Source organism: Terriglobus sp. TAA 43 (assembly GCF_000800015.1).
Classification (GTDB): Bacteria; Acidobacteriota; Terriglobia; order Terriglobales; family Acidobacteriaceae; genus Terriglobus.
This window is the reverse complement of the sequence record NZ_JUGR01000001.1, coordinates 2,582,375-2,604,998: the sequence shown is the minus strand read 5'-3', so window position 1 is coordinate 2,604,998 and position 22,624 is coordinate 2,582,375. Positions and strand designations below refer to the sequence as shown.

Genomic DNA, 22,624 nt, shown 5'->3' with positions numbered 1-22,624 from the left:
CTCCGGATGCTTCCGGGCTAAGGCGGTCTGATGAAGCGAAGTCTCGCACCGATGGTAGCCGCATCCGTACTCATGCTGTTCTTCACTGCAATGGCACCATCGCAGACAGCTCCGCCCACGCAAAAGCAGGCACCATCCGCCTCCACCGGCACGGAGCCACAGCGTTCAGCCGACGGCAGTTACACCTTGCGCCGCAGCGCACGCCTCGTCGTCCTGGATGTAGTAGTCACAGACCGCAACGACAAGATCATCACCGGCCTGCCCAGGTCAGCCTTTCACGTCACCGAACTCGACCAACCGCAGACGCTGCTCAACTTTGAAGAAGCCGGCGCGCACTCCGTCCCCACCACAGCGTCTATCCATTCCACTGCAGAGCTGGATCGCGTCGCACCGCAGGCACCGGTGAACATCCTCCTCCTCGACGAGTTCAACACGCGTTTTGAGGACATGGCATTCGCCCGCTACTCGCTGAAAAAGATACTGCAGAAACAGCCTGACAAACTCACCACACCCACCATGCTGATCGCCGTCAGCCTCAACAACTTCACTGTCCTGCAGGACTACACGCAGGACAAACAGGCGCTCATCGCCGCGCTCGATCATCACTTCGTCGCATTTCCCTGGCAGGTACACAACGGCGGCTGGGTCGCCGAACGCTTTGCCACCGCCTTCGGCACACTCACACGCGTAGCAGAAGCCGTCATCGGCCATCCCGGTCACAAGAACATGGTGTGGATTGGCCGCGGCTTTCCCGCTTACAACTTCATCAACGGCCCAGTGGACACAGAGAACCGCGTGAACAACGCGGTGCAGCAATGCGTGAATGAATTGCGCGACGCCCGCATAACGCTCTACCCCGTGGCCCCCGCCGGTCTCACAGTGAGCCCCGGTGGCGGCTACGGCCCCGACGCAGCTTTTAACGATCCCTTCGGCGGCAACTACCAGTTCACAAAACTCGCCGTGGCAACAGGCGGTCGCAGCTTCTACGGCCGCAACGACGTCGACACAGTCATCGGCGACGGCATTCGCGATGGCGGCAGCTTCTACTCGCTCGCCTACCGCCCCACCACGACCTCAGCCGATCCCAAGAAATTTCGCCGCATCAAGGTCACACTCGACGACCCCAACATGAAAGCAATCACCCGCGAAGGCTATTACGTCGAGTTACCACCAGCGCGCGTGAATCCCGTGAACCCATCGCGTCGCCTCGCCTTTGAAGTGCTCTCCGCAGATAGCAGCAACATGGTCTACGACGGCGTCCCCATCACGCTCACACCCGACGCGCAAAACCCCGACGCGTTCAACATCTTCATCGACGGCAACGGACTCATCTGGTCCAACGCAACAGACACAGACCCACGCCGCGCGGAAGTCGTAGTAGTAGCGTCCACCTTCGACAAGAAGAACAAGGAACTGAAACGCATCTCACGCATCGTCCGTGTAGCCGCGCAGGACGTTCCACCCGTAGGCCAGATTCACCACAACATGGATCTGCACTTCATCCTCGATCATGATCCCAAAGCAGTCCGCGCACGCTTCGTCATCCGCGTCTCGGCCACAGGCCGCATCGGCACCGCCGACGCCAAGCTGAACCAGCCAACACAGGCACAAACCAAAACCGCAAACTAGCGCGTATTCACCGCGGGCAGTTCACTCTCCACCACCACGCTGCCTTTGCGTGCAATCGACCACATCCGTTGCGGATTCGCGCCATCCCAGTCAAACGCCTGCCCATTCGTCGGCACACCAAACGTCGAGACGTGCTCCAGCCGATCTCCCTTTGCCGGCAAACGCAACACATACATCTCAGGCAGATCATGTCCCTGCACATACAGCAAACCATCCGCACCAAAGCGACCGCCGCTGGCGCTCATATGTCCGAACTTGTCCAACACATCTTCCGGAAATAGCCAACGCTGCTGCTTCTTCCAGTGTTTGTCAAAACGCACCAGTACCGTTGCGCGATGATCGCGTGGCGGTTCGCCACCTCTGCCGTCATAGTTTGCAAAACACGCATACCAGCTGTTGTCGTGCCACTCCACCCACGTCAGCGATCCGCGCCCCGTACCCAGCGGCGTTGAACCCACGTGCTTCAGATCGCTGATCTGAAAACGCTCCACCGACGACACCTGTGGCACGCCGGGAAAATTCGACATCGCACACACCAGCTCCTTCGCCATCACCGTGCAGCTATTGATGTGAATGAACTGCGGCGGCTGCCCATGCCACTCCGCCACGCGAACGCCATCCGTCTTGCGATATTTGCCAATGTCATGGTCGGCAATGGCATAGAAATACTCGCGATCCGTCGCCACACCCTGGTTAGCCTCCTCCGCAGGAAAGCGCCGAAGCTCCTTCGCCTGCGGCATCATCTGTGCCGCCACAGATCCTGCAAACAACAACGCAACCATCGCCACAACAGACCGCATACATCTCTCCAGAAAAAGCTGTGGGGTCCACAGAATAGCTTCCGCGGACCCCACGCAACATCTCGTAAATCGTTAAATCTCCTGCGAAGGCGGAATTACCTTCACATCCGTGCCCAGCGATTCATTCGGCGTAGCACTCATCACAAACGTCAGCGTGCCACCCTTTGCAATATCGCTATGCCGGAACCACGCCTTGTCCTGCGCCGTTCCATTCAGGCGGAACTCCTTCACATAGCAATCCGAAGCATTCGAGCGCTGCACTTCAATCTTCAGCACACGCCCCTTGCCCATATCCAGCGTCGCGCCGGTCGTCACCGGAGAACCCAACACATAGATGCCGCTCACCGGATCAACCGGATAAAAACCAAGCGCACTCAGGAAGTACCACGCCGACATCTGGCCCACATCTTCATTGCCCTGCATGCCATCCGGCTCTGCCTTGTACATCGTGTCAATCAGGCTACGCACGCGGCTCTGCGTCTTGTGCGGCGCACCGGCATACACATACAGATACGCAATATGATGCGACGGCTCATTGCCATGCGCATACTGCCCCACCATGCCCGCAATATCCGGCGGCGCATACGACGGCAGCGTGCTCGGCTGATTAAACAACGCATCCAGCTTCGTCACAAACGGCGCATTGCCGCCAATCATCTTGATCATGCCGCCCGGATCACACTGCACCGTAAACGTCGTCTGCCACGCATTGCTCTCCGTGTAGTCCCACCACTTCTCCCAGTGCCGCATCTCAATCGGATCAAACGGCGTGGTCCACTCACCATTCGAAAGTTTCGGACGCAGGAAGCCCATACTCGCATCCCAGTTGTTCAGATATCCCTTTGACATCTTCAACCGCTCATCGCGTTCCGCCGTCATACCCAACCGCGAAGCAATGTTCGCCATCGCCCAGTCGTCATAGCAAAACTCCACATGCTTTGACACGGACTCGCCCTCAAGATCAGCCGGGATATATCCATGCTCCTTGTGCCACGTCATACCCTGCACATCATCCGCACGGCCCTTCTGCAACATCGCATACGCACGCTTGTAATCCGCGTTGAAGCCCTTCTTCTGCGCCTCGGCAATGACTGACGAACAATGAAAGCCCGTCATGCACTCCGTCTCACGACCCCACAGCGGCCACACCGGCGCACCCGCAGGCGATTCTTCACCCATACGGATCAACGTATTCACAAACTGCGGCACACGTTCCGGCTCAATGATCGTGTACGCCGGATGCGCACCACGGAACGTATCCCACAGGCTGAACGTGGTGTAGTTGCGCTCGCCATTGGGCAGCGTCTTCACAGTGTTATCCATCGCACGATAGCGCCCATCCACATCGTCAAACAGCACCGGCCCCAGGCTCATGTGATACAGCGACGTGTAAAAGATCGTGCGATGCGTATCGTCAATAAACGAAGCGCGCACCTTGCCAAGTTGTTTGCGCCACGCCGCCGCGGCCATCATGCGCGTGCCATCAAAATCAAAGCCTTTGACCTCGGCAGCAACATTCTTCGCAGCACCCGCAGTATCCACCGCGCTGATGCCCGTCTTCACAAGGATCGTTTCGTTGGCCTTCGTCTCGAAGTACAGAACAGCCTTCAGGTTCACACCTTCAGTCTTCTTGCCACTCACCGGCTGATCGTCTGAGAAAATCTCCACCTTCTTCGGCTTCTTCGAAAACTGCATGGAGAAGTAAGCATGACGCCCATTGCCCCATCCATTCGTCACATGCCCACCCTGCAACGTGTCGCCCGCAAGCTCCACCTCGCTGCTCACAACGGTGGTGCCACGCTTCGTCAGGTGCGCATGGTGCAGGTCAACAATCAGGTAAGCCTCATCGCTCTTCGGGAATGTGTAACGATGCACGCCCACACGCTCTGTGGCGGTCAACTCCGCCTTGATCTTGTATGTGTCCAGCATCACGGAGTAGTAGCCCGGCGTCGTCACCTCCGTGCTGTGTGTAAAGCGCGAACGATATCCCTCTTCCGGATTCTTCCGGTCGCCCGGCACCAGCTTCGCTTTGCCTGTACCCGGCATCACGAGGAAGTCCAGCAGATCGCCAACGCCCGTACCGCTCAAATGCGTATGGCTGAACCCCATAATGCTGTCATCGGTAATGTGGTATCCGCTGCTCCAATCCCAGCCATCGTTGTACGTATCCGGCGAAAGCTGCACCGCACCAAAAGGCATGCTCGCACCCGGATAGCAGTGCCCATGCCCACCCGTACCAATGCGCGGGTCCACCCACTGCAACACATCATCCTTGGCAACAGCCTTCTGTGAAAGCGCCATCATCGAGCGCGATTCCATGTGAGCAAGCGTGGCGGCAACAGCAGCGGATTCCAGAAACCTACGACGAGTAATCATGAGCGTCTCCAACTGCCGTTCATCCTACCAAGCCAGGAAGACAAACAACACGCATGCAGAGCGCCTCACAGCGAGCTTCGATATACACAAAACATTTCCACTTGCATTCCCACGCAACAAGCCTCACGATGAGCACACCATGCGCCCGCGTCCCCTGCCGCTGCTCCTCATCACCGCAGCCATCGCATGTGCCATTGCGGCCATCATCACGCATCACCATCAACAACAAGCCACCACGGCCACTGTCCAGGCTGCACCCGCCGACGCATCGCTCCACAAGACAGTCGCATGGGTATGGGAGCGCCCGGAAGACCTGCACACGCTCTCACCGCAACGCGAAGCCGTAGCCATCTATCAAGGCACACTGCACCTCAACGACGAGGCTGTTTTCACCCCGCGTCGCAACCCGGTCCTGCTCCCGCAAAACATTCAACGCATCGCCACCGTCCGCATTGAAACCGGCTCCGCATTCGGCGCACATCATTACGACCGCGCATTGCTCAAAGCCGCAGTCGCATCGCTGGTAAAAACGGCGCAACAACCCGACCTGGCCGCCCTGCAAATCGACTTCGACGCTCGCCGTTCCGAGCGCGCCTTCTACAGCGATCTTCTCCAGCAACTCCGCCGCGAAATGCCCGCGCAACTCCCGCTGGAAATGACGGCACTCGTCTCCTGGTGCAGTGAAGACGACTGGCTCCGCACGCTCCCTGTCAACGCCGCCATCCCCATGTTCTTCCGCATGGAACCCGGCCGCGCACGCATGGTGCGCATCGCCATTCCATCCGCGCAACTACCAGAGCCGCTCTGCAACACCACCGTCGGCATCTCCACACACGAACCCGCGCCCTCCGGCATCGCCAATCGCCGCGTCTACATCTTCCCCGACCGCGGCTGGAAACAAGACCTCCCACAACTCGCTGCACTGGAGCAGCAAACACAATGATCCCCCGCCGCATCGCCCGCATCCTGCACGCAACCGCTGTCTGTGCCATCACACTCACCACCGCACAAGCCTGCGGCCCCGACTTCTTTCCCGATGTCTTCGTCCGCACCAATCGCCCAGACCTCCCCGAGCGTTACGTACAGGGCCACCTCGGCATCCTGCAAACCGACTTCCCCTCAGCAGACCTCTTCGTCGCCTACCGCTACCTCAACGGCGGCACGCTCACGGCGGATGAGCAGAAGGGATGGGCCCCGTCCTACTCTGTTGCAGAGCAAACGTACGGCGAACCACCAATTCGTTACCACTACGAAGAACCAAAGCCCAATCCGGCAATTGCCAACTGGGCTGCCACTCGTGCTCGTTTTACAAACATCGCACTTGCCAATGTCGACCCCGACTTGCAGAAAAAGGTCACTACCCCCGATGGATATCGCTTCGAAGTCACGGTGCCCAACTGTGCTGACGATGCTTTCCGTACAGCGGTAGTCACCTTGCAGTCGCGTGCAGCCACATGGGGCAAATCCAGTCCTGTCCTTGCGGACTGGATACAGGCTCAGGACAGCGTCTTCGTCAACTGCAGTGGGGGCAATGGGACCACTCCCAAACCGGCGCCGTCTGGCTCGCCATTGTTGCTCCAACAAGACCGCGCCTACCAGATTGCAGCCGCACATTTCTATGTGGGGAATCTTGAAGCTGCCACGCGTGAGTTCGACGCAATCGCGGCAGACGTCGCCTCACCATGGAAAGCCATTGCAGGCTATGTAGGCGGTCGCGTGCGTCTCCGTAACGCGGCTAACGATTCACCGACGGGCTTCAATCGAAGCTCACTCGAGGATGCCGAACGCCATATTGATCGTTATCTCGCCACAGAGCCTCTGAAGCAGTGGGCCGAGGCCGCAAAAATGCAGCGCAACCTCATCCGCATCCGTCTCGAACCAGAAGTCCGCACCCATGAACTCACTGCGTTACTCTCCGGTCCCGGCGAAGACTGGAACTACCAGCAGGATGTGCAGGACGTTCTCTGGCTCATGAGAGCGAAGGTTCCAGACAACCTACGCGCTGAGCCCGAGCATTGGGAAGAGGTTAAAACGACCGACGGCAAAATCGACTATCGCACCTTAAGCCCGTCCGAAGCTCACGCAAGAGCTGTCGTTCTTTGGGATAAAGCCTTCGCAGACTCTGCTTCTTTCCGAGCCTCAGCTCCCATTCTCGATTGGACGATTACGTTGCGCGCATACTCTGCGCAAGCCGCTCCGCACGCTTTGCAACAGTGGAAGCAGACTCGCACACTTCCATGGTTGGTGGCTGCGCTGATGCTTTCGCCTGATAACACACCACAGGATGCCGCTTTGTTACAGGCTGCCATGGAAGTTCCTATTTCTTCACCCGCCTGGCAAACCGTCCGCTACCACCTCGCCCGCCTTCAACTCGCTTCTGACCAGCTATCGGCTGCACGCGCCACCATAGCCACGCTTCAACAGGCACAGAACATAACGCCTCTCAAGGAACAGGAACCGTCCACGCAAAATGCTCTCCGCAGCCTCGCGATGCGTGCTGCCACAACACGCGAGGATTCCTTCGCTCATCTGCCTCGTACCATCCTGCTCGCCGCTTCGGAAACCTCTTGCTCCAGTGACGAATGCAAGGAAGTTATGACGCATCGGAGCAATTGGCATCGTTGCCTCACGCCCGGTCAGCAACAAATGGATGCGAACACGGCACGCTTTCTCAACGAACAAGCCCCACTCTCTGTGTGGGTAGAAGCTGCCAACTCCTCATCGATCCCACAACCCTTGCGCCAATCCATCGCCATGCAGGGCTGGACACGCGCAACACTCCTCGGCGACACCGTAGCCGCAGCCAGCCTCCAGCCACTCCTGCCTCAATCCTTGCAGCAGCAACTCGCCGTCAAATCTCCACTCACGCCCTGGCTCGTACTCGCGCGCAACCCGGGTCTCCAGCCGAATGTCGATCCTGGTACACAGCGGGCTTACAGTTACGACTTCGTTGAGAGCTATCGACTCAACTGGCAGTACAACGCGCCGGAATTCGCCACACCACTTCTTGCTCCGCCCGCATGGATGACACCCCAGGAGCTCCAGCGCGGCCGTGCAGACGCCGTAAAGCTACAGTCCATCCGCGCCGCAGAGGTCGGCAGAAAAATCATCGTCACGGTCCGGTCCAACCCGCATGACACGCAGGCCCCGCAGGCGCTTTACTACATCCTTCGCATGATCCGATATGGTGGCAATCTTGAGAACGAACCCAGTCAGCAATCTGGCGTCTACCGAGCGGACAATCCAACCGCCGCGAGTGTTGACCAACTCGGCCGCGACGCCGCCGCCCTCATGCGCCGCTACTTCGCCACCTCAACCTGGACAAAGAAAGCCGCCCCGTTCGTAGGAGAGGTTCACCCACCAAAGCCCTGACCCCAGCGAAATTCCCAAATCGGAACGCCAAACACCGCATACCACAAAAGTGTGATGACCATAACGCAAAGGGTGGTATTCCTGACCCTGGACCTTGGCGGTTACGGTTATCCGCAGAGTTCGAAAAGCCCCGAACTCCCTGGTCTGTTGTTTGTGTCATTGTTCCGCTGATCTGAAAGGTCTCTCATGCTTCTTGGTTCACTCTTCATCGCTGGATTCGTGATCGCCATCGTGGCAGGTTTTGCCAAGGTGGAAGACAGCTCCTACTAACCTCGGTTCAACGCCCTAAACCCCTCCCCCCATCACCCCGCTCCAAGCTTCCGAGCACTCGGAAGCCCTCCCCCGCGCGCCCAACGGCCATCTCGCCACGAAATTCTGCCAGGAATCACGTCCCCGGAGCGACGTCGAGCACGGCACGAAGTGCCGAAGCACGTAGAATCAAGGGTGAGCATGGACCCCAAGTACATACGTAATTTCGCGATCATCGCGCACATCGACCACGGCAAGTCGACCCTCTCTGATCGCCTCCTCGAACTCACCGGCTCGCTCACGCAGCGAGAGATGCAGGCGCAGGTCCTCGACGCCATGGACCTCGAGCGCGAACGCGGCATCACCATCAAGGCCCACTCGGTCCGCATGATGTACCAGGCCCACGACGGCCAGACCTACCAGCTCAACCTCATCGACACCCCCGGCCACGTCGACTTCAGTTATGAAGTCTCGCGCTCCCTCGCCTCCTGCGAAGGCGCCCTCCTCGTGGTCGACGCCAGCCAGGGCGTAGAAGCCCAGACCCTGGCCAACGCCTACCTCGCCATCTCCAACGGCCTCGAGATCATCCCTGTTATCAACAAGATCGACCTCCCCAGTGCCGACATCCCGCGCACCAAGGAGATGATCGAAACCACCGTAGGCCTCCCCGCCGATCACGCCATCGCCGTCTCCGCAAAGACCGGCCTCAACGTCGCCGACATCCTCGAAGCGGTCGTCACGCTCATGCCGCCACCCACCGGCGACAGCGAAAAGCCGCTCCAGGCACTCATCTTCGACAGCTGGTTCGACCCCTACAAGGGCGTCATCGTGCTCGCCCGCGTCATCAACGGCAAGCTTCGCAAGGGCCAGCGCATCAAGCTCATGTCCAACGGCAAAGTCTTCGACGTAGAATCCATGGGCGTCCTCACCCCCAAGCCCGTCGAAATCGCCGAACTCTCCGCAGGCGAAGTCGGCTTCTTCGTCGCCACCATCAAGGACGTGGCAGACACCAAGGTCGGCGACACCATCACTGACCCCACCAACCCCGCCACCGAAATGCTCCCCGGCTTCGAAGACATCAAGTCCATGGTCTTCGCCGGCCTCTACACCGTAGAAAGCCACGAGCACGGAGCCCTCCGCGAAGCCCTCGGCAAGCTCAAGCTCAACGACGCATCCTTCTCCTTCGAGCCCGAGTCCTCCGTGGCCCTCGGCTTCGGCTTCCGCTGCGGCTTCCTCGGCCTGCTCCACATGGAAATCATCCAGGAGCGCCTCGAGCGCGAGTTCGGACTCGACCTCATCACCACCGCTCCCGGCGTGGGTTACAAGGTCCACCTCACCGGCGGCACCACGCTTGAAGTGCAAAACCCCTCGCGCTGGCCCGACCCCACGACGATCGACGAGGTCGAAGAGCCCGTCATCATCGCCAAAATCCTCACCAACGAGGAGTACGTCGGCAACATCCTCAAGCTCGTAGAAGAAAAGCGCGGCAAGCAGCAGAACATGGAGTACGTCTCCGCCAACCGCGTCATGATCACCTACGAGCTCCCGCTCAACGAGATCGTGCTCGACTTCTACGACCGCCTCAAGTCCGTCAGCCGCGGCTACGCCTCACTCGACTACCATCTCTCCGGCACCTGGACCAGCCCCATGGTCAAGATGGACATCCTCGTCTCCGGCGAACCCGTTGACGCACTCAGCATCATCGTCCACCGCGACTTCGCCTACGAACGCGGCAAAGCCCTCGTCCACAAGATGAAGGAGCTCATCCCCCGCCAGATGTTTGAGGTCGCCATCCAGGCCGCCATCGGCAGCAAGATCGTAGCGCGCGAAACAGTAAGTGCCATTAAGAAAGACGTACTCGCCAAGTGCTACGGCGGCGACATCAGCCGAAAGCGCAAACTCCTCGACAAGCAAAAAGAGGGCAAAAAGCGCATGAAGCGAATAGGCAAAGTAGACATCCCCCAGGAAGCCTTCCTAGCCGTCCTAAAAGTCGGCGAGTAGATGTGGTAGTTCCTGGGAGAGCTGGCAGATGAAGACGCACAAGCTGATTGTTGTGGATGGGTGACGTCTTCGCTGGTAGACCCCCAGGTGTACCTCTTAGACGACCAAACCTATAAACTCATTCTCCAATGAGTTCTAATACCCTCGATATCGACGATTTCGTCGTCGAGGATCCTTCGTCATATCGTCGATGAAATCATCCGGGACCCGGCCCCTCGACCTCATCACAAACTCATCGAAATTGTCCTGTTCGTGATACATGGTTGCGATCTCCTGTAGCTGAGAGAAGTCGTGCCTCGCGAGTGCAACCTCTAACCCGTCACGAAGTAAGGCTATGGCGATTTCACCGTTAGCCAATTTGAGCAAACGGATAAGCGCTACGGGATCATCGAGACGTACGGCTTCAAGATTAAATGCTGGATCTTGCAGCACTGCTCTAGCACCTACCTCGTTATTCTGGTCCACAAGGAGTTTCGCCCAGGCTGTTTGAAATTCCGGAGAGGTGTCTAATATCTTGAACTTGTTGACGACTGTTAGCGCCTGCGAGAAAAATCTCCCACCTCTTAAGACATCAACCAATCTCACAATGGCTGTCATTTGGGGCTCTCGAGCCCTCTCAATCGATTCAACCAGCAAACGCACGGCCCGATCACGTCGCTCAGGCAGGTACGCGTTCGCAATGTTAATCAGTACTTTTACGTCTTCGATTCCGTTTGATCTCCAGACATTCGCGGCGAAGTCCGCATATTTCTTTTGCAATTCACTAGCACGCGGTTCGGAGTATGCACTTCGAACGATGTCCGCTAACAAAGGCTCCGGAACTGAGCCAGAAGAGTGAAGCTGCCACATCAGTGCCGCGGTCGCTATGCTCTTTTCCAGAGGCGCTTTTCTTACTTGGTAAAGCTTGAGGAGTGCGCGATAGGCGTCTTCATCGGCGCAGTAAGTGGTGAGAGCTTCGAGATCACTCTGCGCACCATCTGGATCGTCTAAAAGACGGCTAATTGCCTGTTGGATAAGTAACCCAACATGAGGCCGAACTTCTTCCGCCGGGATTATCTTTGAAAACAGCTTCAAGTAGTCGCGCAGCAGTGGTAAATCGTGGGGACTATTGCTTCCTCCTACAAGGAGTTGCTCTTCTGTATCTAGGAGAGGTTCAGAGTGCAGTGCGATTACTTCCGCTAATCCAAGAACTGGTCCACCCTCCTTTAAGGGCTCATTCAAGAACGATTGAACTTTCTTTAGTTGCTGGACCTCCATTGTGTCGTCTTTTCTGACTAAGAGACGAGAGATTACTGGAACAAGATTTACTTGAGTCCCTTGCTTGGACGTCGTCTGTTTAACGCCCAGCATCATGGCTCTTATCCCTTCCAGGTGCTCAATACTGTCGAGTGCAAGACAGACGACCGTATCGGGAAGCAAGGTCGTTGCCACCCCTCCCATGTCTGTGACACCGGTCCGCGCATCAATGAGAAAGAAATCAGGATTAAGGTCTTGACGAACGCGCTCCTGCAGCTCAAGAAAAAATTGAGTTCCGGTGGGTTCCGGACCATAGAACAGGTCATACCAATCTATCTTTGAAAGCTTGCGCCAATAGTCTCCTTCTGGTGCCGCACCTGCGCGCATGATCAAAATTCGTCCTGCGTTAGGTGATACCGGCACTTCTACGGCGTACTCCATCAGGTCCTTGGGAAGCTGCCCTACCTCTAAGAAGCCTGAAAGAATATCGACAATTCCTTTCGAGGGCCTAATACGGCTACCTTCCACACCTAATTCGAATTTGTAATGTAGACCTGGAGCTTCCAGATCCAAATCTAGCGCTACTACACTCTTTCCAAGAAAAGAGAGGTATCGCGCCGCATTCGCGACGAGAAGGGAGCGGCCCACGCCGCCTTTGTACGAGTAAAAGGTTATGGTTCTCATTGGGGCATCTCAATCACGCAATGTCTGTCACTGATGGTTCTGGCAATCTGAGTTGCACGTTCCAGTGTTCCAGATTCGCGGAGTCTGCTGAAATCGGTAGAATCTGACACTTCCCTGCGAGAACTGCGACAGGAATCCCTTCGAGCATTTACAGCAGTGACCGAGGCATGGCCCGATGCAAGCAAGACTTCGTGTCGTGAATCAGAGAATGACATCGCAATAGATAAGCTCCCTCCCAGGGCGTCAGCAATGCGCTGCAAAGTGCTCAACTGAATGTCTTCCCTGTGTTCGATACCTGAGATGGTGGATTGTCGAACCCCTAAAATCTCGGCAAGTCCTCGCTGCGTGAGCCCGCGTCGCTCTCTAAGTCGGGCCAAGAGCACCGGAAGTGGGGGGGAGGTGTGTTCGTTGGAATCCAATAACATTCGAACGCGATCAGTAGCTTTCGACAGGGATGAGATTTGCTCGTCCGCTGTTTCTCCGAAAGTTTCGATATTTTTCGTTGTAATGCCGAAGCCGGTTGCGATCGACCACTCAATAACAAGACAAATGTCCCGAAGCTCGATTTCGAGCGACCACATCCCTTCGGCTCGCGAAGGTTGATCGATTTTCGTTAATGCATCCGGATGATCCTTTATTACGGAAGCGCGCAGCTTTTCGATATTGTTCATTGTTCCTCCGACATCAGGTCGCTTATCGTCTTTCCGTCTTTACCTGGTTTGTCAATTTCGACGAATTCATCTGAACGTTGAATTCTGAAAGCGCCGTTCTGTCCGATCCAAGTCGAGTGTCCGGTTTGCTTGAAGAGCTGCACCATGGAATGACCAGATTTCTTTTCGAAGAGTTCGTGTGGCGGATACATACGCCCATCCGGTAGAGATGTGGCCGCGGAAGGATTTTCCGGAATACCGCTCATCGCATCTTCAACCGTACGCATAACAGCTTTAATCAAAGCAAGCGCAGACTGAGCGTCTGCGCATGGGGCAGCGTCATCAAGCCGATGAACGATCTCGTTTAATCGTTCACGCTTTGACGCCGACAAGAGCCACCCTCATATAGCTTATACGTGTTTGTTGACATGCGCCTGATTATAGCTTAAACGCTATATAACTTCCGAAGCAGACGGCAAGCCACCACTATTGAAGAACACCTGCGAAATCATTTGCGAAGTGTCAAGTCCCCAATCCATATAAACTACACATAATAAAAAGGATAAACTTGGCATGGTATTTCCTCCAGATCGCTACAATAGAAGTAGGGCCTTTGTGGGGTTGCGTGTGACTCAAGCGTAAGTCCAATAGAAAGACGATTTTGCCTCTAACCCCAATGGTTAGACGATTTTGCGGGATACCCCGCAGCTAAGTCCTTTCGAAAGACGATTTTGCAAAAACAGGGGGGAGGGGGTACCCCTCCCTATCCCATTGCGGAAAAGGTTCAGCGCAAGAGCAAATGGCCGCTCCAGAAGGAGCGGCCATTCGTTGTAGTGATGTGTTGCGGAAGGGTTTAGTGTGCGGGTGCGTCGCCGTCCATGTGACCGGGCTTGGGCACAATCCACACCAGCGGAACCATGATGGCCGTGAACACTGCTAGCACCGCGATGATGTCCAGGTAAGCCAGCATCGACGCCTGGTTGTGCAGCATGTTGTAGACGTTGCCCTGCGCTGCGGAGATCGCATCGGCATGGTTGCCGCCGCCCGGACCGCGACTGCCCTGCAGGAATCCGGCAACGCTGTTCACCCGGTCGTTGAACGCCTGGCTTGACGGTGTAAGGTTGCGGATCATGTAACCCTGATGCGCCTGCGACCGCCGCGACAACATCGTCGCCACGAACGCCGTACCCACCGACCCACCCACATTACGAGCAAGATTTGAAAGTCCGCTCACATCGTTGTTCTGTGAACGCGGAATATTGTTGTACGCAATGGTGTTGATCGGAATGAACAGAAACGCCAGCGAAGCAGCCTGCACAATGCGCAGCCACATAATATCTGCGAACGACGACCCAAGATTCATATGTGAGTGCATCAGGTAAAGCGAATACGTCAGCAGCGCAAAGCCGAACGAGATCATCACACGCGGATCAAGACGAGTAATCAGGATGCCAACAACAGGCATCATCAGCATGATCGTCACTCCGCCCGGCGAGATCACCAATCCCGCAAGCTCCGCTGTATAACCCAATAACGTCTGCACATACTGCGGAATCAGCACAGTCGACGCATACAGCGAGAAGCCCAGCACGAACAGCAGCGTGAACGACACAGCAAAGCTACGCTGCTTGAACAGTGTCAGGTTCAGGATGGTTTTATCCCCCTTCTTCAACCGCCACAGCGACCAGATGATCAGACTAATCAGCGACACAGCGCACACAATGGCAAAGGCCGTGATCACGGACGAACCGAACCAGTCATCTTCCTGGCCCTTATCCAGCACAAACTCCAGCGACCCGAAGCCAAGCGCCAGCAGACCAAACCCGATGTAATCCAGGTTCAGACCCTTGAGCTTGTTCGCCGCCACTTCCTTGGTAATGTGCGGAGGATCCTCCACCATACGAGTCGTCAGCACCAAAGACAGGATCGCAACCGGGACGTTGATGAAGAATATCCATCGCCAGTCATAGTTGTCGGTGATCCATCCACCCAATGTCGGCCCAATCGCCGGAGCAGCAACCACCGCCAGCCCATACAGCGCGAACGCCTGCCCTCGCTGCTTAGGCTCAAAGGTATCTGCAAGGATGGCCTGCTCACTCGGCCCCAGTCCACCACCACCCGCACCCTGGATCAACCGGAACAGGATCAGGATAGGCAGGGTAGGCGCCAGCCCACACATAGCCGACGAGATACCAAAGATGACCACGCAGATCATGTAGAACTTCTTGCGCCCGATGAACGTGGTCAGGTACGCCGAAGCAGGAAGGATGATGGCGTTGGCCACCAGGTAACTGGTGATGACCCACGTGGCCTCATCCTGCGAGGCACCCAACCCACCCGCAATGTGCGGCAAAGCCACATTCGCAATAGAGGTATCCAGTACCTCCATGAAGGTAGCCAGGGTTACCGTGAGGGCAATCAGCCAGGGGTTATGCTTCGGTCGCCACGGCTGTTCTGCCGCGTGCACTACCTCGGCTGATTCGCCGGTTTCTTCCATTGTGGTTGCAGCCATACCCGATTTCAGATGGCGGATTTCGACACGGGATGCAGAGAGTTTACATATGCACTGTTTATGGTGCAGTGTTGCGACATGCTAGGGTCGATTCATGGCAAGAATCTGTGTGGATATGGATGAGGTGATGGCGGACACCGTTGCAGAACACATCCGCCGCTATAACGCTGACTTCCGCAGCGAGCTTTCCGTCGAAGACATGGATGGCAAATGGCTATGGCAGTGTGTACCAGACGCACACCATGCAGCGTTGGAAGGTTATCTGAGCGAGCCTGAGTTCTTTCGGCATTTGGAATTAATGCCGGATGCGCAGCGCGTATTGGAGCGATTGAATCGCGACCATGAAGTGTTCATTGCATCAGCGGCCATGGAGGTGCCGATGAGCTTCGCGGCGAAGTTCGCATGGATGGAGCAGCACTTCCACTTTATTCGGCCTTCGCACATTGTCTTCTGTGGCGATAAGGGTATTCTCGCTGCCGATTACCTTATCGATGACAACCCACGGCAACTGCGCGCGTTTCGCGGCAAAGGACTACTTTTCTCCGCACCCCATAACAAGCATGCAAAGGAATGGACCCGTGTCGAAGATTGGAACGCGGTCGAAAAGTTCTTTTATCCAGAAGGCTGATCGCGGACTAACGCGCGGCGATGCTCTCGTTTGATCCGCGCGTCTTTCCGTTGCCATTCGGCAGCGCACCCCCACTTGCATTGCCTTGCAACGTGACGATGAGTGCCTTCGCGGGCGCCTGTCCGGCGTTGGCATAGCTGTGCGGCGTATTCGCGTCGAAATAGACAGCATCGCCTGATTCGAGCCGATGCGTGCCATCTCCATGCGTGATGTCCATTTCGCCTTCCAGAACGTACAGAAACTCAGAGCCTGGGTGCTGATGCGCACGACGCGGAATCACGTTGGGCAGAAATTCCGCGAAGTACGGGTCAAGCTGACGATCCGGAATTAGGTAGCCTAACGATTCAAAGTAGTAGGCGGGATCATCCGTTCCGCTCTGAGGAAGGCGGATGCGATCCTTGCCACGCTGCACGCGAAAAAGCGTCTTAGGCTCTGGCTCGAAGAAGTAGCTCAGATCCTTCGAAAACACCAGCGAAATGCGAGCCAGGTTGCGGAGCGTCGGCACCACGCGACCGGTTTCGAGTTGCGATAGAAAGCTGGCGCTGAGACCCGTGTGACGGCCAAGCTCTACCAAGCCCATGCCTTTCTTCAGGCGGAGCTGCTTGATACGTTCGCCGAGCTTCTTTTCTGCAATGAAGCTTTCCGCCGCTTCGCCAGCGATAGGATCGCTTGTGCTGGAAGGCGGAGACGGACGGTCTGTGGTGATCGCGTCCTTCGTTTCCGCTGGTAATGACATTGCCCTATCTCCCATTGTCGTGACACTTTACGTAGGCCAAAAGATGTCGATTTTGGCCGGAAAGATGTCCGTGCTTACAGAAGTAAGAAAATCAGTACTTTGCAAAAGGTTGTCTTGGGACTTTACGCTCTTAAATGTGATTGTCGCCGCGTTGCGTATCAGACCAAAAAACACACCGCTGATGGTGCTGCCGCTTCTGATTGCGGGTTGCGCCAGCCAGGGACCGGTGCGTCCTCCATCGTTGCATTTACCTGCTGCAGTGCGTGGTCTGGCCGCAACGCGCGTGGGGAACACGGTTGATCTCACGTGGACCAACCCCGTGCGTACTACCGATGGCGTTTCGCTAACGGCAAAGCACGGCGCTGGCGCGATGCGTGCTGAGATTTGTCGTGCCGAAGCATTTACCAGTGTTAACTGCACGCCCATTACGCATCTTGCGGCAGCAGCCGGTGCGCCCGGTGGTTATCACGATGTTCTGCCTGCAACACTTGCAGAAGGCAATGCTCGCACGTTGACGTATCGCGTACGGCTAGTGAACTCGGTTGGGAATGGTGCGGGATGGACTGAGGTAAAGACGGCGGCCGGTGCGGCCCCCGTGGTTGTTAGCGGTCTGCGTGCGAAACCTGTGGCGCAGGGCATTCTGGTGCAATGGGAGCCCGGCTCAAACGGCGTAATGCTGCGCGTATCGCGCGGAACAGATACCACTCATTCCACATTGCTCTCAGCATCAGAGGCTTCTACGAGCAATCAGGCAGGCCAATCTTCTGAAGGAACGCTGGATACGGGTGGCCATGTAGGCGAAGAGCAGCGTTACACCGTCTTTCGGCGTAGCACGGTATCGCTTGGCGGTGAGTCATTCCTCATGGATAGCGATTCGGCCAACGTGATCGTCGCTGCGTCCGCGAAGTTGCCGTTGCCGTTGCCGCCGACGAGCGTGGAAGCCCTGGCCAACACGCTTTCCACGCCTGAAGTTGATTTAGTGTGGCAACCACCGGACGACGCAGGGGTTACGGGATATCGCGTCTATCGGGAGGAGTCTGGAACCACTACGTTGCTGACTCAGGAGCCACTGCGCGGATTCACCTACGCTGACAAGTCCGTGGCGAATGGCCATAGCTATCAATACTGGGTCGCATCGGTAAATAGCACCGGTGAGCAGCGCAGCACGACGGTTACTGTCACGCTCCCTTAACGAACTGCGCATCGCCCTGAAAAATGCAGCGATTACCCCGTTGCATGGCATCGGAATAGGTGTCAGGACAGGCGTAAAATAATAAGTGAAACGATTTTGCTTAGGGACATCGAAGGAGAACGCAAATGGCGACGCTTTTGGACCAGCTCAAGCAGTACACCACCGTGGTGGCTGACACCGGCGATATGAAGTCGATGGAGAAGTTTAAGCCGACTGACGCGACCACCAACCCGTCGTTGATCACCGCTGCGGCAAACATGCCGGAATACAGCCACATCGTGGACGATGTGCTGAAGACCGCCAAGCAGAACGCCGGCGCAAACTCTGACGATAAGGCTGTTGCCGCGGAAGCCTTCAAGACTCTCGCTGTGGCCTTTGGTCGCGAGATCCTGAAGATCGTTCCGGGCCGCGTCTCTACGGAAGTCGATGCCCGCCTCTCCTACGACACGGAGAAGACGATTGAAGTCGCTCGCGACATCATCAAGCAGTATGCAGACGCCGGTGTCGGCAAGGATCGCGTTCTGATCAAGATTGCCTCCACCTGGGAAGGCATCAAGGCCGCTGAGCAGCTTGAGAAGGAAGGCATTCATTGCAACCTGACGTTGCTCTTCGGTCTACACCAGGCCATTGCCTGCGCTGAAGCAAACGTGACGCTAATCTCGCCGTTCGTCGGCCGCATCCTGGATTGGTACAAGAAGGACACGGGCAAGGACTACACCAGCACGGAAGATCCCGGCGTCATCTCCGTCACCAAGATATTCAACTACTACAAGAAGTTCGGCTACAAGACCCAGGTGATGGGCGCTTCGTTCCGCAACATCGGCGAGATTGAAGAGCTGGCCGGTTCCGATCTGCTGACCATCGCACCCAAGCTGCTCGACGAGTTGAACAGCAAGGAAGGCACGCTGGAAAAGAAGCTGGACGCCGACAAGGCGAAGTCCATGGACATCGAGAAGATCTCGATCGACAAGGCGACCTTCGACAAGATGCACGCAGAAGACCGCATGGCACACGACAAGCTGAAGGAAGGCATCGAAGGCTTCTCCAAGGCTCTGGAAGAGCTGGAAGCGCTGCTGGAAAAGCGTCTGAAGGAAGTAGCCGAGCCAGTGGGCGCGTAAATCCACCGTTTGAAAAAGCAATGCAAGAGGGAGCCTTCGGGCTCCCTCTTCTGTTTTGCAGAATGCTTTGTGGTGCAAGTTTCATCGGGTATGCTTTGGCTGTTCCTCAGGGCAGGTAGAGCGTGCAAGTGAATCTGAAGAAGCAGCTAATTGGTTTTCTGTTTGTGGCTTCATTGCTGGCGACTACTCAGGCGCATGGTCAGACAAGCGAGATAGAAGGTCTCTTCCACGATGTTGAAGCGCAGTCCATGGGAGCAAATGAGGCTTTCGACGAAGCTGATCCCGTGCTGGAAAGACTCAAGCAATCCAGTCGAGAGAATGTGGAGGCCGCTCTACCGGTCATAGTGCGGGCAGCCAGTAGTCCTCATGTCTCAGTGCGTCGCGTTGCGGCCACGGCCTTGATGGAGATAACGTGGCGGTCTGATGGTCGGGCATTGCTCGCACCGCAGACTGCGACGATTGCATCGCTGCTGGTTGATCCTGATTTTGGGATCCGAGGAATGACTGGCTACATACTTATGAGCCTGCGCCCGGAAGCTACCTCTCCCCTCGTGCCGCGTATGGAGGACTACCTTTCCCGAGAGGATGCGGTTTCCGCCATCGGCGGAGGGATAGCAGGAATACTGATGGAAGCTGCCCCGGATGACGCTGCGGGTATCGATGCGATTGTGCGGTACATGGGGCGCAAAGATCACACGACGCAGAGCCGGAGCGACATGTTGCAATCGATACGAGTTGCCGGAAGTCAAAATCGCGATATTGGAAGAGCAGTGGCTGCCTGGGCACAGGGACCTGATGAAGCTATCGATGTCAATGCGATCAGCACACTCTTGGGAATGGGAGATGCCGTTGTCACAGACAACCAGCAAATCCTTTCCACGATTGCAGTAGACCCAGCCCAATCCCCGCGTGTGCGTGATGCCGCAACAAAGGCGCTCTCCGGTAAGAGCGTCAAGTTTCCATAAGAATCTAAAAAAGAATCATGTCTGGCAGACTTGGAAAACTCAGAAAGAAAGAGGTGGATTCTCATATGAGAATCCACCCCTTATGTTTTGATTTGGTTTGCTACTGCGGCAGCGCGAAGGTATATAGCGTATCTGCTGCGCCGAAGACCACGTACTGCCGGCTGTTGTGTTCGAAGGTCATAGGGCCGTTGGTCAGGTTCGTTCCTGGACGTGCATGCCACAGTGATTTACCTGTCGCCGGATCAAGCGCGAAGATGTTGCCATACGCGTCGCCGCCGAAGAGCAGATGTCCAGCCGTGGTTAGCAGGCCGCTGTAGTTGCGGGTGTTGCGGCCAGTGTCTCTGCGCCAGACTTCTTTGCCGGTCTTAGGATCAAGCGCCAGCAGAATGCTGTTTTCTTCCAGCGAAATACCTGAACCGCCTTGATGATCTTCAGGCTTGCCGCTGGCATCCAGAGCGGAGTACCAGTACGACCATCCCTCTTCTGCATTCACGTAGAACAAGCCTGTTTGCAGGCTGAACGCGGGAGGAGGCCAGTTGGCGCTGCCGTTGGCCACACTGTGAAGCAGAACACCGCCGGGTGTCTCTTCCTTGGCGGGATCAGGAATCGGCTCACCCTTGGCATTGACTCCCTTGGCCCAGTTCTGTGGGACAAACGGCGTCGACACCAATGATTCGCCGGTGACGCGGTCCAGCAGGAAGTAATAGCCATTGCGGCTGGCGTGCGAGAGCAGTTTGCGCGGCTTGCCGTTGATGGTGGCGTCGAACAGGATGTTGGTTTCCACGGCGTCCCAGTCGCGGGTGTCGTGCGGGCTGGGCTGAAAGTACCACTTGATCTTGCCGGTGTCGGGATCGATGGCCAGGATGGTGCAGGTGTACAGGTTCGCGCCTTCGCGAACATTGCCCGCCAGCACCGGATGCGGATTACCCGTGCCCCAGTACATCAGGTTCAGTTCCGGATCGTACGTGCCGGTCACCCACAGCGGGCCACCACCTTGCTTCCGCGCGGCTTCGCTGGGCCATGTATCCGCGCCGGGTTCGCCTGTAGCAGGAATAGTGTTCAGCTTCCACAGTTGTTTGCCGTTGGCGGGATCCAAAGCGTACAGCGAGTGGGGAACATCGGATACGTCACCGCTGGTGCCCACAATGAGCTTGTCCTTCACCACGAGCGGCGAGACGGCAATGTAATAACCGAAGGTGACATCGCCCACTTCCTTGTCCCATGCAACTTTGCCAGTCTTCGCATCCAGGGCGATGACATGCGCGTCAGGCGTGCCGAAGTAAACCTTGCCGTTCAGGTAGGCCACACCGCGGTTGGCAATCATGTTGCCCTGCGACTTGCGCTCGTAGCTCCATAGCTTCAGGCCGGTGACGGCATCCACGGCCCATACATGGTTGGGCGAGGTGACATACAGTACGCCGTCCACAACGACCGGCGTTCCCTTGATCGCGAGTCCCTTCGTAGGCAGCGTCCATGCCAGCGTGAGGTTCTTCACGTTGGTGCTGTTGATCTGTGTCAGAGAGGAGTAGCGGCGGCCAGAGCTGTCGCCGTTGTACTGCGACCAGTCGGCGCCTACGCTGGGCAGGCTTTGCACAGCGGCAACGGGTGACGCAACAGGCTTCTTCTGCGCACCTGCGGTCAGGCACGCCAGGGCAAGAACGACGGCGCTACTTGAGCGTTTCCAGGTACGAGAAGACATCATGAATTTCCTTATCGGTGTAGGTGGGCAGCAGCGCCTTATGTCCCTTTAACGGATCGGGTACGTTCACAGTCACGTGATCGGTTTCCCACGTGTGTGACACGCCGTCGGCGGTCTGCAACGTCACGGTGAAGCCGTCGCGATGCAGGAAACGGCCTTCATACTTCTTTCCGGCAGCCGTCACAGAACCCGTCTCCGGCTTCGCCTTCGGCAACAGGATCGACTGTTCCAGCTCCGCAGGATCGCGCTTCGTCGCAATGCCTTTCAGATCCCCCGTAACGGAGTGGCAAGTGGCACATTTCGCAGCAAAGACCGCCTTACCCGCGTTGGCATCACCCACATTCAACGATCCGGCAAAGGCGCTCGCGCCAAGAGCTGACGCGCGTGTAAATGCATCGATACGCGCATGAAGAAACGCTGCAATGTCCGAAGCCTGCTCCGACGTGATCTGCGGAAACGGCGGCATGCCTTTATCCATGCGGCCTTCATGGATCACTGTGCCAATGTCCTTACCACCCGCGTCGTGGCGCACCAGCGAGGACATGGTCAGGTTCGGGCCCATGCCGCCGGTGGCGTTGGCACCGTGGCAGGCAGCGCAGTTCTGACCAAACAGCTTCTGGCCGCGGATGACATTGTCCTGTTTGAGGACGTTCTCCTTGGAGACTGGAACTTCCTGTGCCGGAAGCGTTTCCGGAAAAGAGGCAAGTAGAGCCCCAAGGACCAAAGAGGCGGAAATGAAGGGAAGGCATTTCATCTGACCCCACCTTTGTAACAAAA

17 protein-coding genes are annotated in these 22,624 nt (G+C 56.8%); 8 read left to right on the top strand and 9 right to left on the bottom strand.

Going from position 1 to position 22,624, the window contains the following annotated elements; translation table 11 throughout:
* Positions 1-30: 30 nt before the first annotated feature.
* On the top strand, positions 31-1,629 hold the full coding sequence (locus M504_RS11080) for a VWA domain-containing protein (RefSeq protein WP_084214278.1): 1,599 nt from the start codon (positions 31-33) through the stop codon (positions 1,627-1,629).
* Here M504_RS11080 and M504_RS11075 read toward each other — a convergent pair.
* A complete protein-coding gene (locus M504_RS11075; protein ID WP_047491234.1) occupies positions 1,626-2,429 on the bottom strand; it encodes a hypothetical protein in 804 nt (267 codons plus the stop codon). The two genes, M504_RS11080 and M504_RS11075, sit on opposite strands and share 4 nt — an antisense overlap.
* A gap of 72 nt (positions 2,430-2,501) precedes the next feature.
* Positions 2,502-4,805: a GH92 family glycosyl hydrolase gene (locus M504_RS11070; protein ID WP_047491231.1), complete on the bottom strand. Its 2,304-nt coding sequence runs from the start codon at positions 4,803-4,805 to the stop codon at positions 2,502-2,504.
* Between the two features lie 139 nt (positions 4,806-4,944).
* Here M504_RS11070 and M504_RS21310 point away from each other — a divergent pair, with 139 nt between their 5' ends.
* From M504_RS21310 to lepA, 3 genes are all read left to right on the top strand, one after another.
* The gene (locus M504_RS21310; protein ID WP_198137572.1) at positions 4,945-5,748 is read left to right on the top strand and encodes a DUF3142 domain-containing protein; all 804 of its coding nucleotides are present in this window, start codon (positions 4,945-4,947) and stop codon (positions 5,746-5,748) included.
* Complete coding sequence (locus tag M504_RS11060; RefSeq protein ID WP_047491228.1) at positions 5,745-8,177, top strand: hypothetical protein; 2,433 nt, start codon at positions 5,745-5,747, stop codon at positions 8,175-8,177. Before M504_RS21310 ends, M504_RS11060 begins: the two co-directional genes overlap by 4 nt.
* Before the next feature lie 450 nt (positions 8,178-8,627).
* The gene (gene lepA / locus M504_RS11055; protein ID WP_047491226.1) at positions 8,628-10,427 is read left to right on the top strand and encodes a translation elongation factor 4; all 1,800 of its coding nucleotides are present in this window, start codon (positions 8,628-8,630) and stop codon (positions 10,425-10,427) included.
* A gap of 135 nt (positions 10,428-10,562) precedes the next feature.
* Here the strand turns inward: lepA and M504_RS11050 are convergent, their stop codons facing one another.
* From M504_RS11050 to M504_RS11035, 4 genes are all read right to left on the bottom strand, one after another.
* Positions 10,563-12,347, bottom strand: coding sequence for a KGGVGR-motif variant AAA ATPase (locus M504_RS11050; protein ID WP_047491224.1), 1,785 nt, complete (start codon positions 12,345-12,347; stop codon positions 10,563-10,565).
* Positions 12,344-13,018, bottom strand: a complete 675-nt coding sequence (locus M504_RS21305) for a helix-turn-helix domain-containing protein (protein WP_052200634.1) — start codon at positions 13,016-13,018, stop codon at positions 12,344-12,346. Before M504_RS21305 ends, M504_RS11050 begins: the two co-directional genes overlap by 4 nt.
* Positions 13,015-13,284, bottom strand: a complete 270-nt coding sequence (locus M504_RS21300) for a hypothetical protein (protein WP_052200633.1) — start codon at positions 13,282-13,284, stop codon at positions 13,015-13,017. Before M504_RS21300 ends, M504_RS21305 begins: the two co-directional genes overlap by 4 nt.
* 566 nt (positions 13,285-13,850) lie before the next feature.
* Positions 13,851-15,509, bottom strand: coding sequence for a DHA2 family efflux MFS transporter permease subunit (locus M504_RS11035; RefSeq protein WP_047491222.1), 1,659 nt, complete (start codon positions 15,507-15,509; stop codon positions 13,851-13,853).
* Positions 15,510-15,603: 94 nt separating this feature from the next.
* On the opposite strand from M504_RS11035, the gene M504_RS11030 reads away from it, so the two are divergent.
* Positions 15,604-16,137 carry a 5'-3'-deoxyribonucleotidase gene (locus M504_RS11030; RefSeq protein ID WP_047491220.1) on the top strand — a complete coding sequence of 178 codons (534 nt, stop codon included), beginning with the start codon at positions 15,604-15,606 and terminating at the stop codon, positions 16,135-16,137.
* Positions 16,138-16,144: 7 nt separating this feature from the next.
* Here the strand turns inward: M504_RS11030 and M504_RS11025 are convergent, their stop codons facing one another.
* Complete coding sequence (locus tag M504_RS11025) at positions 16,145-16,873, bottom strand: helix-turn-helix domain-containing protein (RefSeq protein WP_052200632.1); 729 nt, start codon at positions 16,871-16,873, stop codon at positions 16,145-16,147.
* Between the two features lie 181 nt (positions 16,874-17,054).
* Between M504_RS11025 and M504_RS11020 the strand changes: the two genes are divergently transcribed.
* From M504_RS11020 to M504_RS11010, 3 genes are all read left to right on the top strand, one after another.
* Positions 17,055-18,065 (top strand): fibronectin type III domain-containing protein, encoded by a 1,011-nt coding sequence (locus M504_RS11020; protein ID WP_156993690.1) that lies wholly within the window; start codon positions 17,055-17,057, stop codon positions 18,063-18,065.
* Between the two features lie 125 nt (positions 18,066-18,190).
* Complete coding sequence (locus M504_RS11015; RefSeq protein ID WP_047491215.1) at positions 18,191-19,183, top strand: transaldolase; 993 nt, start codon at positions 18,191-18,193, stop codon at positions 19,181-19,183.
* 128 nt (positions 19,184-19,311) lie between these two features.
* Positions 19,312-20,148 carry a hypothetical protein gene (locus M504_RS11010; protein WP_047491212.1) on the top strand — a complete coding sequence of 279 codons (837 nt, stop codon included), beginning with the start codon at positions 19,312-19,314 and terminating at the stop codon, positions 20,146-20,148.
* A 100-nt stretch (positions 20,149-20,248) separates the two neighbouring features.
* Here the strand turns inward: M504_RS11010 and M504_RS11005 are convergent, their stop codons facing one another.
* Together M504_RS11005 and M504_RS11000 are read right to left on the bottom strand one after the other, a co-directional pair.
* Entirely contained in the window at positions 20,249-21,850 is a 1,602-nt protein-coding gene (locus M504_RS11005) for an acido-empty-quinoprotein group A (protein WP_047491209.1), read from the bottom strand.
* Positions 21,816-22,601, bottom strand: a complete 786-nt coding sequence (locus tag M504_RS11000; protein ID WP_052200631.1) for a c-type cytochrome — start codon at positions 22,599-22,601, stop codon at positions 21,816-21,818. Before M504_RS11000 ends, M504_RS11005 begins: the two co-directional genes overlap by 35 nt.
* Between the last annotated feature and the right edge of the window lie 23 nt (positions 22,602-22,624).

Coding starts and splice junctions, on each gene's coding strand:
- M504_RS11030 (WP_047491220.1), top strand. CDS start 15,604: ATGGCAAGAATCTGTGTGGATATGGATGAGGTGATGGCGGACACCGTT.
- lepA (WP_047491226.1), top strand. CDS start 8,628: ATGGACCCCAAGTACATACGTAATTTCGCGATCATCGCGCACATCGAC.
- M504_RS11070 (WP_047491231.1), bottom strand. CDS start 4,805: ATGATTACTCGTCGTAGGTTTCTGGAATCCGCTGCTGTTGCCGCCACG.
- M504_RS11020 (WP_156993690.1), top strand. CDS start 17,055: ATGGTGCTGCCGCTTCTGATTGCGGGTTGCGCCAGCCAGGGACCGGTG.
- M504_RS11025 (WP_052200632.1), bottom strand. CDS start 16,873: ATGTCATTACCAGCGGAAACGAAGGACGCGATCACCACAGACCGTCCG.
- M504_RS11060 (WP_047491228.1), top strand. CDS start 5,745: ATGATCCCCCGCCGCATCGCCCGCATCCTGCACGCAACCGCTGTCTGT.
- M504_RS11015 (WP_047491215.1), top strand. CDS start 18,191: ATGGCGACGCTTTTGGACCAGCTCAAGCAGTACACCACCGTGGTGGCT.
- M504_RS21310 (WP_198137572.1), top strand. CDS start 4,945: ATGCGCCCGCGTCCCCTGCCGCTGCTCCTCATCACCGCAGCCATCGCA.
- M504_RS11075 (WP_047491234.1), bottom strand. CDS start 2,429: ATGCGGTCTGTTGTGGCGATGGTTGCGTTGTTGTTTGCAGGATCTGTG.
- M504_RS11005 (WP_047491209.1), bottom strand. CDS start 21,850: ATGATGTCTTCTCGTACCTGGAAACGCTCAAGTAGCGCCGTCGTTCTT.
- M504_RS11000 (WP_052200631.1), bottom strand. CDS start 22,601: ATGAAATGCCTTCCCTTCATTTCCGCCTCTTTGGTCCTTGGGGCTCTA.
- M504_RS11050 (WP_047491224.1), bottom strand. CDS start 12,347: ATGAGAACCATAACCTTTTACTCGTACAAAGGCGGCGTGGGCCGCTCC.
- M504_RS21300 (WP_052200633.1), bottom strand. CDS start 13,284: ATGCGTACGGTTGAAGATGCGATGAGCGGTATTCCGGAAAATCCTTCC.
- M504_RS11080 (WP_084214278.1), top strand. CDS start 31: ATGAAGCGAAGTCTCGCACCGATGGTAGCCGCATCCGTACTCATGCTG.
- M504_RS21305 (WP_052200634.1), bottom strand. CDS start 13,018: ATGAACAATATCGAAAAGCTGCGCGCTTCCGTAATAAAGGATCATCCG.
- M504_RS11035 (WP_047491222.1), bottom strand. CDS start 15,509: ATGGCTGCAACCACAATGGAAGAAACCGGCGAATCAGCCGAGGTAGTG.